This window comes from Sphingomonas sp., from assembly GCF_019746665.1.
Lineage (GTDB): Bacteria > Pseudomonadota > Alphaproteobacteria > Sphingomonadales > Sphingomonadaceae > Sphingomonas.
This window is the reverse complement of record NZ_JAIERS010000003.1, coordinates 171327-178604: the sequence shown is the minus strand read 5'-3', so window position 1 is coordinate 178604 and position 7278 is coordinate 171327. Positions and strand designations below refer to the sequence as shown.

The window sequence follows — 7278 nt, the reverse complement described above, 5'->3', positions numbered from 1 at the left end:
CCGGCGCGCCGACATCTTCCTAGGCAGCATCCACCTCGCCGCCGCCATCATATGGTGCTTATGAGTCCCAGCCCTAGGCGGGGTGGACTGAACGCCTGACGCGCCTTCGTATTGACCGGGCGCCTGCTGATCGGGCGCCCCTCACCCGGCCCTCGGCATTCGCCGAACCAGGCGGCTGCCGCTGGATTGTTGCTCAAATTTCCAACGTTGGCCGGTAAACCGCTCGATGACATCCGCGGCGGTGCGCGCATGATCGCTCGGCTGCACGGTCGTGAAGCTTCCACCGCCGGCCAACGCGAACGGCAACAACAGCTGGTCCGCCAGGTATGGCCCGGCGAACGCGTCTGTCGCCAAGAATCCCGCCATCCGGTGCGCTGCTGTCTTGGCGAGCGACTCCGCCGACACGCCGAGCTTGCCGAAGCCGGTTACGATCTCGGTGACGTGATCGAACTCGGCTTCGAGCAACAGTGTATTGCCGGGACCCTGCTCGTCGGGGAGTTGGCGAACCGCAAACACATTCTCCGGCCAGTTCGGCAAGAACTTGCGTGCCGTCTTCAGCTCGCGCTCGGCGATGTCGAACGGCAGGGCGGCGAACAGCGCCAGACCCGAAACCGACTTCAACATGCCCCGTTCAAGGCAGTCGATCGGCGAAAGCTTTCCCGGCCGGATGTCGACCTCGATCCGGCCGCCGCCGCGCGGATAGAATCCGTGCCGCGCCAGTCGTAGCTCGATGTCGCCGCCCATCCGGCGCACGATCGGCACGAACGCCTTCGAGATGAACTCGAACGGCGGCGCCATCATGTTATGCGTGCCGCCTTCGAGAACGAGCCGCGACGGCGCATCGGCCAGCAGCAGCGGCATCAGCAGCGTCTGGAAGACGAGGCTGGTGCTGCCGGCGGTGCCGACCGCGAAGCGGTACTCGCCCGGCGTGACACGTCCAGGCGTGAAGGCGATTTCCGAGGAGCCTACGGCGACGCCTTCGGCATGTGCGCCGCCGATCGCCAGCGCCGCCTCGACCGCGGTGACGTGCTGCCGCATCAGCCCGGGCTTCGAACGCTTGCCACGGACGTTCGTGATGCGGAAAGGCTGACCGGTGACGAGCGACAGCGCGCATGCATTGCGCACGACCTGCCCGCCACCTTCGCCTGCCGATCCGTCGATGATGATCATTGTCTCTTCCCGTCATGATATTTGATGCTCGGCATCCACCAGAACATCCACGTGTCGGCATTTTTCTTGTCGGACGTACCGATGCCGAAGTCACCAAGCCCGACCTCGACCTCAGCAAATGCGGCGGTCAGTTTTCGAAGCCGTCGATCGCCGACAGTCATGATCAGCGCTGTTTCCTTTGGTGAGACGTAGAGATTGTCGAAACCCGGCACGTATTCGATCCGGAGCTTTTCAAACCTGCCCATCGCCTTCGCTGCGTAATTGGGCACGCTCAGGATGGCGTCAGTAACCGTCCCGAGTTTCAGCGTGCGATGACAGGCTTCGCCTCCGTGCATCCGGTCCAGGAGGTTTCGGACGGACCTGCACCCGGTCGGATCGGCGGTGAAGTGCCAACCGCGCCAGTCGTGCTTGGGGTTGGCGTACCGCCAGACATAAAGTTGGCCTTCTTGAGACCATTCGTTGACACCGTTCGCCATCACAGCCTCCGATTGGTGGTGCAAGCTGCGGCTTCCAACGGCCGCTTGCGCAGCCGGTGAAACGGGGCGGCATGCCCCCGGCATACCGCTCGATCCCGTTTCACCCCTTGACGCACACCACCTGCTTCAACGTGTGGACGATCTCGACCAGGTCCGCCTGCGCGGCCATCACGGCCTCGATCGGCTTATAGGCCTTCGGCGTCTCATCGATCACGCCTTCGTCCTTGCGGCATTCGACGCCCGCCGTGTCGGCGATGTGCTCGTCGAGCGACACCAGCTTCTTGGCGGCGGTCCGGCTCATCACGCGCCCCGCACCGTGCGAGCAACTGTCGAACGATTCCGCATTGCCCAGCCCGCGCACGATGAACGACTTGGCGCCCATCGACCCCGGGATGATCCCCAGCACGCCCTTCGCCGCCCGCACCGCGCCCTTGCGGGTCACGAGCACATTCTCGCCGAAGTGGTTTTCGCGCGTCACGTAGTTGTGGTGGCAGTTCACCGCCTCCAGCTCCGCATCGAACGGCTTAGCGATCTGGGTCCGCAGCGCCCGGATGACGTTGGTCATCATCATTCGCCGGTTGAGCGCGGCATAATCCTGCGCCCAGCCCACCGCCTCGACATAATCGTCGAAATGGTCGGTCCCTTCGGGGAAATAGGCGAGGTCCTGATCGGGCAGGTTGATGTGCCACTTGCGCATGTCCTGCTTGGCCAGTTCGATGAAGAACGTGCCGATGGCATTGCCCACGCCGCGGCTGCCCGAATGCAGCATCACCCATACGCGCTGTTCCGTATCCAGGCACAGTTCGATGAAGTGGTTGCCGGTGCCCAGCGTCCCCAGATGCACGAGGTTGTTCGTGTTCTTGAGCCGCGGATGCTTCTCGCAGATTCGTTCGAAACGAACGGCAAGCGTGGCCCAGGCCTCGACGATCGCCGGGGGCGGATCGCCCCAAGAGCCATGATCGCGCTTGCCGCGACCGACCGACCGGCCGTGCGGCACCGCCTGTTCGATCGCCGAGCGAATGCCCTCGAGATTGTCGGGCAGATCGCTCGCCATCAGCGAGGTCCGCGCCGCCATCATGCCGCAGCCGATGTCGACGCCCACCGCCGCCGGGATCACCGCGCCCTTGGTCGGGATCACCGAGCCCACGGTCGCGCCGATGCCGACATGGACGTCGGGCATCGCCGCCACATGCTTGAACACGAACGGCATCTGTGCGGCGCGCGACAGCTGCGCCCGAGCCTCGGCCTCGACCGGCACGCCGCGCGTCCACATCTTGATCGGCACGCCGCCTTCGACGTGCTGGTAGTCGTACAGTGCTTCGGTCATCTGCGACCTCCTTGTTTCATCATGGTGCCGGCGACGAGGCGTGGCGAGACATTTCCCTGAGCTATCCGGTTTCCCGGAGGCGGAGTTGGACCGCCGACCTCTTGCCTTGCGGCAAGCGCTCTGACCTGTAGTCCCGCCGGCATTCGCCAGCTGTGTTCGTCTTCCGGCGACGAAAAGTGGAGAAACGTGGCCCGTGTCCTTCCGCTAGACGACGGATCAGTCGGCTTTCACCGCGCTGATCCGGCCGGGATCGAACCGGCGTCTCGGGCGTGCTGTAGTTCCTCCGGCATTCGCCAGAATTGCTGTTCGGTCCGTGACGACCAGGTGTTTGACAGACGTCCCCGCTCTACCAACTGAGCTACGGGCCCGTGGTAGACCCGGCGGGACTCGAACCCGCGACCTGGCGATTAGCAGTCGATGTAGTCCGTCGGGCATTCGTCACGATTGTCAGGTCCACGGCGACGAATGTTCGTGAAACGGCTTCATGCTCTATCCAGCTGAGCTACCCGGCCGAAGCCGGAGGCGGATTCGAACCGCCGACACTGAAGTTCATGTAGTTCCACTGGCATTCGCCGTGATGCGGGATGGGTCGTGGCGACGAGGAGCGGCAAGACGCGGCCCTTAAGCTACGTGTCGGCGGCGGGATTCGAACCCGCATCTCTCCAATCCCTCGCGGGCGCTGGAGCGCTTTACTCGTCGGGCCTTCTCTGGTGACGATGTAGTCCCACCAGCATTCGCCACGACCCAATTCTTATACTTCGATCTCCTTGATAACTTCGACCCAATCGCGCGTCTTGCCCGCGGCGAAGCGCGCGATCGTATCGAACACGGCGTCGGAGAAACCTCCGACATTCAATATGTCCGCCTGGTCCTTCGCCTGCGTCGTCCCGTACGGCTGGATGTCGATGCAGACGAGCTTCGCACCCGGATTCCGGTCCTTCAGCCTGTTCCACTCCGCCATCGTCGCCGTCGCGCCGCGCCGGCTGGCATCGACCCAGGACTCGTTGTCCGAGACGATGACGACCAGATCGACCTGTGCCCGCTCCCGGTTAAGCAGCGCCAGCGGTGCCGAGACATTGGTCCCGCCACCCCCGACCGCCGCCAGCTTCGCCGCATTCACGGCGACCCGGGCATTGGCCTTGAGCTTCAGCTTCACGACCGCCTGCTCGAACGGCAGCACCCGCGCGTCGCGGTTGGTGCGTAGCATCGCCGCCGCGACGAGGGCCGCGACATCGATGCACCTGACCTTCGACGAGGCGCCCTTGCGATAACCCGTCGCCGGCGATTCCATCGACCCCGACACGTCGGGGCAGACGACGACCCGGCCCGCCACCTTCGGCACGCGCCGAAGCGACAGCTCCAGCGCCTGCTCGAGCGCAGCCTGGACATTCAGCGGCACCCCGTCTCCAGCCTGGCCAAGTGCCACCATCAATTGATAGGGCATTGGCCGGACCTTCGCGATCGTCTCGGCGTCGGCGAGCCGCGCGGCTACGACCTCGGACACGCCTGGCACGTCGAACGCGCCGCTGCGCGCCAAGGTGTTCAGGTTCATCCGCAGCGCCTGCCACCCGATCCGCGTCGACAGCACGGCCCAATCCGCCGCCGTCAGCGGAAAAGCGGTCAGCCACTCGAACGGGACCTGCGGCAGCGGCAACGACCGATCGGCTTTCCACGCCTCGAACGCGGCGATCTCGGCGGGCAGCGCGGCGACGTCATACGGACGCCCGATCAGCCAGCCATAGAATGCCTTGCGCGTGGCATCGGCGGGCTTGGGGTGAACCATGCGGACGATATCCGCGAGGCTCGGATCCTTGCCCGTCGCCGCCGCCATCAGCTGCGGCATCGACGCCTGCTCCAGCCAATGCTGGACCAGCCGCTTCGGCCGCGAGCCGAGCGAGGTCCGTCCGACCTGCCCGGAGCGCATGATCTGCACGAAATTGCGCAGCATTCGCCCGTTGTCGATCACCCGGCTGAATACCGGCACCGCCAAATCGGGATCGGCGACCGTAAGATACGCCGCCAGCAATGCCGGCATGTCCTTCATCGCCCCCGAGCGCCGCGCATAGATCGCTGCCTGCGCCACGAAATACGGGTCGACCGCCTGGGCCGCGGCCAGCCCATCGGCAAGCTGCGTTTCCGCCGCGCCGTAGAAGTTGTCGGCAAGCGTTCCGGTCGCGGCAAGCTGGGCGAGCTTGGCCTCGGGGCCATAGGCATAGGCCGGCGCGCCTTCGTTGTTCACCGCATTCGCGCGCGGCAGCAACTTCGTCGCGGCCGATGCAAAAAGTCCCTTGTTGGCCATCGTCCAACCTCCTCAATTGGTCAGGGCGGCAGGATTTGAACCTGCGACCCCCGGCTCCCAAGGCCGGTGCTCTCACGCAGACTGAGCTACGCCCTGTGAATTTCGTGGGGCGGCCGGCCCATTCCGGCCGCCCCGGTTTCCGCTCCATCGGAAGAGCAATCCGCCTCGACCGACGCACAGAGTAGAGCAGGGGGCGTGCCAAATGCATCGGAGTGCTGCTGAAAATCGAGTAAAACATTAGATTATAATGTTTTATTGAAACGAGGTGATACGGGGCGGCACCATATCATTCGCTCTTTTTCTATCGATGTGGATCAAGATTTATCCTATGGGATAGTCATGAAACCCCTGACCGTCATCGGCTTCCTCGGCTCGACGCTCGACGCGAGCAAGTTCGGCCCCTCGCGCTGGAGCAAGTGGCGGCCTACGGTCGGGCTCGCGATGCATGAGGACCTCCGCGTCGATCGGTTGATTCTCCTGCATGGGACACCGCATCGCCGGCTCGCCGAATATGTCGCGGAGGACATCGGCTCTGTATCGCCGGAGACGCATGTCGACCTGCGCCTGCTCGATTTCCGCGATCCGTGGGATTTCGAGGAGGTCTATGGCAAGCTGCTCGACTTCGCGCGCGCCGAGCCCTTCGATCCCGATACCGAGGATTACCTCATCCATATCACCACCGGCACCCATGTCGCGCAGATCTGCCTCTTCCTGCTGACCGAAGCGCGTTACCTGCCTGGCCGCCTCCTCCAGACCCAGCCCGAGCGTGGCACACCCAACCCCGCCGGGACCTGGAACACGATCGATCTCGACCTGTCGCGCTACGACAGCATCGCCACGCGCTTCGCCGTTGCAAGCGCCGAGAGCACGTCATTCCTGAAATCCGGCATCGACACGCGCAATGTCGCGTTCAACCGGATGATCGATGAGATCGAAAAGGTGGCGCTCCGCTCCAAGGCACCGATCCTGCTGATGGGGCCGACCGGGGCGGGCAAGAGCTTGCTGGCGCGGCGTATCTACGAGCTCAAGAAGCTCAAGCATCAGGTCGCAGGCTCGTTTGTCGAGGTGAACTGCGCGACGCTGAAGGGTGATGGCGCGATGTCCGCGCTGTTCGGTCACCGCAAGGGCGCCTTTACCGGCGCGGTCGCCGATCGCCCCGGCCTCCTGCGGGCGGCCGACAAGGGCATGCTGTTCCTGGACGAGATCGGCGAACTCGGCCTCGACGAGCAGGCGATGATCCTGCGCGCGATCGAGGACAAACGCTTCCTGCCCGTCGGTGCCGACAAGGAAGCGGCGAGCGACTTCCAGCTGATAGCGGGCACCAATCGCGATCTCGGCGAAGCCGTCGCAAGCGGTGCGTTTCGAGACGACCTTTACGCCCGCCTCAACCTGTGGACGTTTCATCTGCCCGGCCTGGCCGATCGCCGCGAGGATATTGAACCCAACCTCGACTACGAACTCGATCGCTTCGCAGAGCGCGAGGGTGATAGGGCCAGCTTCAACAAAGAAGCGCGCCAGCGTTACGTTGCCTTTGCAACCGGCCCTGGCGCTGCATGGCCGGGCAACTTTCGTGACCTCGCCGCGAGCGTTACGCGCATGGCGACGCTTAGTCCGAAGGGGCGGATCGACCTTGAATGCGTGAACGCCGAGATCGCCCGCCTGCAACGCTTGTGGAGCGGCCAATGCGACCAGGGAGATGATATCCTCGCTCGGCTGCTGGGGCGCGAGGCACTCGAGGCCATCGATCCGTTCGATCGCGTGCAGCTGGTCGAAACAATCCGCGTGTGTCGGCGGAGCCGCTCACTGTCTGAAGCTGGTAGAGCTTTGTTCACTGCGTCGCGGGCGCGGCGCAGTTCCGCCAACGATGCGGATAGGTTACGAAAATATCTCGCGCGCTTCGGGCTCGACTGGGCCAGCATCACCGACGACCGGGCGTAAATCGACGCCCGCTTTTGGGGCGACGGCTTGTCGGGCTTTATGACCGTAGTTGCGGCGCAAACCAGTCC

Annotated in this window: 5 protein-coding genes and 1 tRNA gene; 1 reads left to right on the top strand and 5 read right to left on the bottom strand. The window is 64.3% G+C overall.

Annotated features, from left to right (window positions below):
• Positions 1-141: 141 nt before the first annotated feature.
• From rtcA to K2X73_RS02305, 5 genes are all read right to left on the bottom strand, one after another.
• On the bottom strand, positions 142-1170 hold the full coding sequence (gene rtcA / locus K2X73_RS02325) for an RNA 3'-terminal phosphate cyclase (protein ID WP_294108211.1): 1029 nt from the start codon (positions 1168-1170) through the stop codon (positions 142-144).
• A complete protein-coding gene (locus tag K2X73_RS02320) occupies positions 1167-1646 on the bottom strand; it encodes a hypothetical protein (protein WP_294108210.1) in 480 nt (159 codons plus the stop codon). Before K2X73_RS02320 ends, rtcA begins: the two co-directional genes overlap by 4 nt.
• A gap of 100 nt (positions 1647-1746) precedes the next feature.
• Positions 1747-2973, bottom strand: a complete 1227-nt coding sequence (locus K2X73_RS02315) for an RtcB family protein (protein ID WP_294108209.1) — start codon at positions 2971-2973, stop codon at positions 1747-1749.
• A gap of 751 nt (positions 2974-3724) precedes the next feature.
• Positions 3725-5272 (bottom strand): RNA-binding protein, encoded by a 1548-nt coding sequence (locus tag K2X73_RS02310; protein WP_294108208.1) that lies wholly within the window; start codon positions 5270-5272, stop codon positions 3725-3727.
• Between the two features lie 17 nt (positions 5273-5289).
• Positions 5290-5368: transfer RNA gene (locus K2X73_RS02305), tRNA-Pro, on the bottom strand.
• 159 nt (positions 5369-5527) lie between these two features.
• Between K2X73_RS02305 and rtcR the strand changes: the two genes are divergently transcribed.
• The gene (rtcR, locus tag K2X73_RS02300; RefSeq protein WP_294108207.1) at positions 5528-7210 is read left to right on the top strand and encodes an RNA repair transcriptional activator RtcR; all 1683 of its coding nucleotides are present in this window, start codon (positions 5528-5530) and stop codon (positions 7208-7210) included.
• Positions 7211-7278 lie beyond the last annotated feature (68 nt).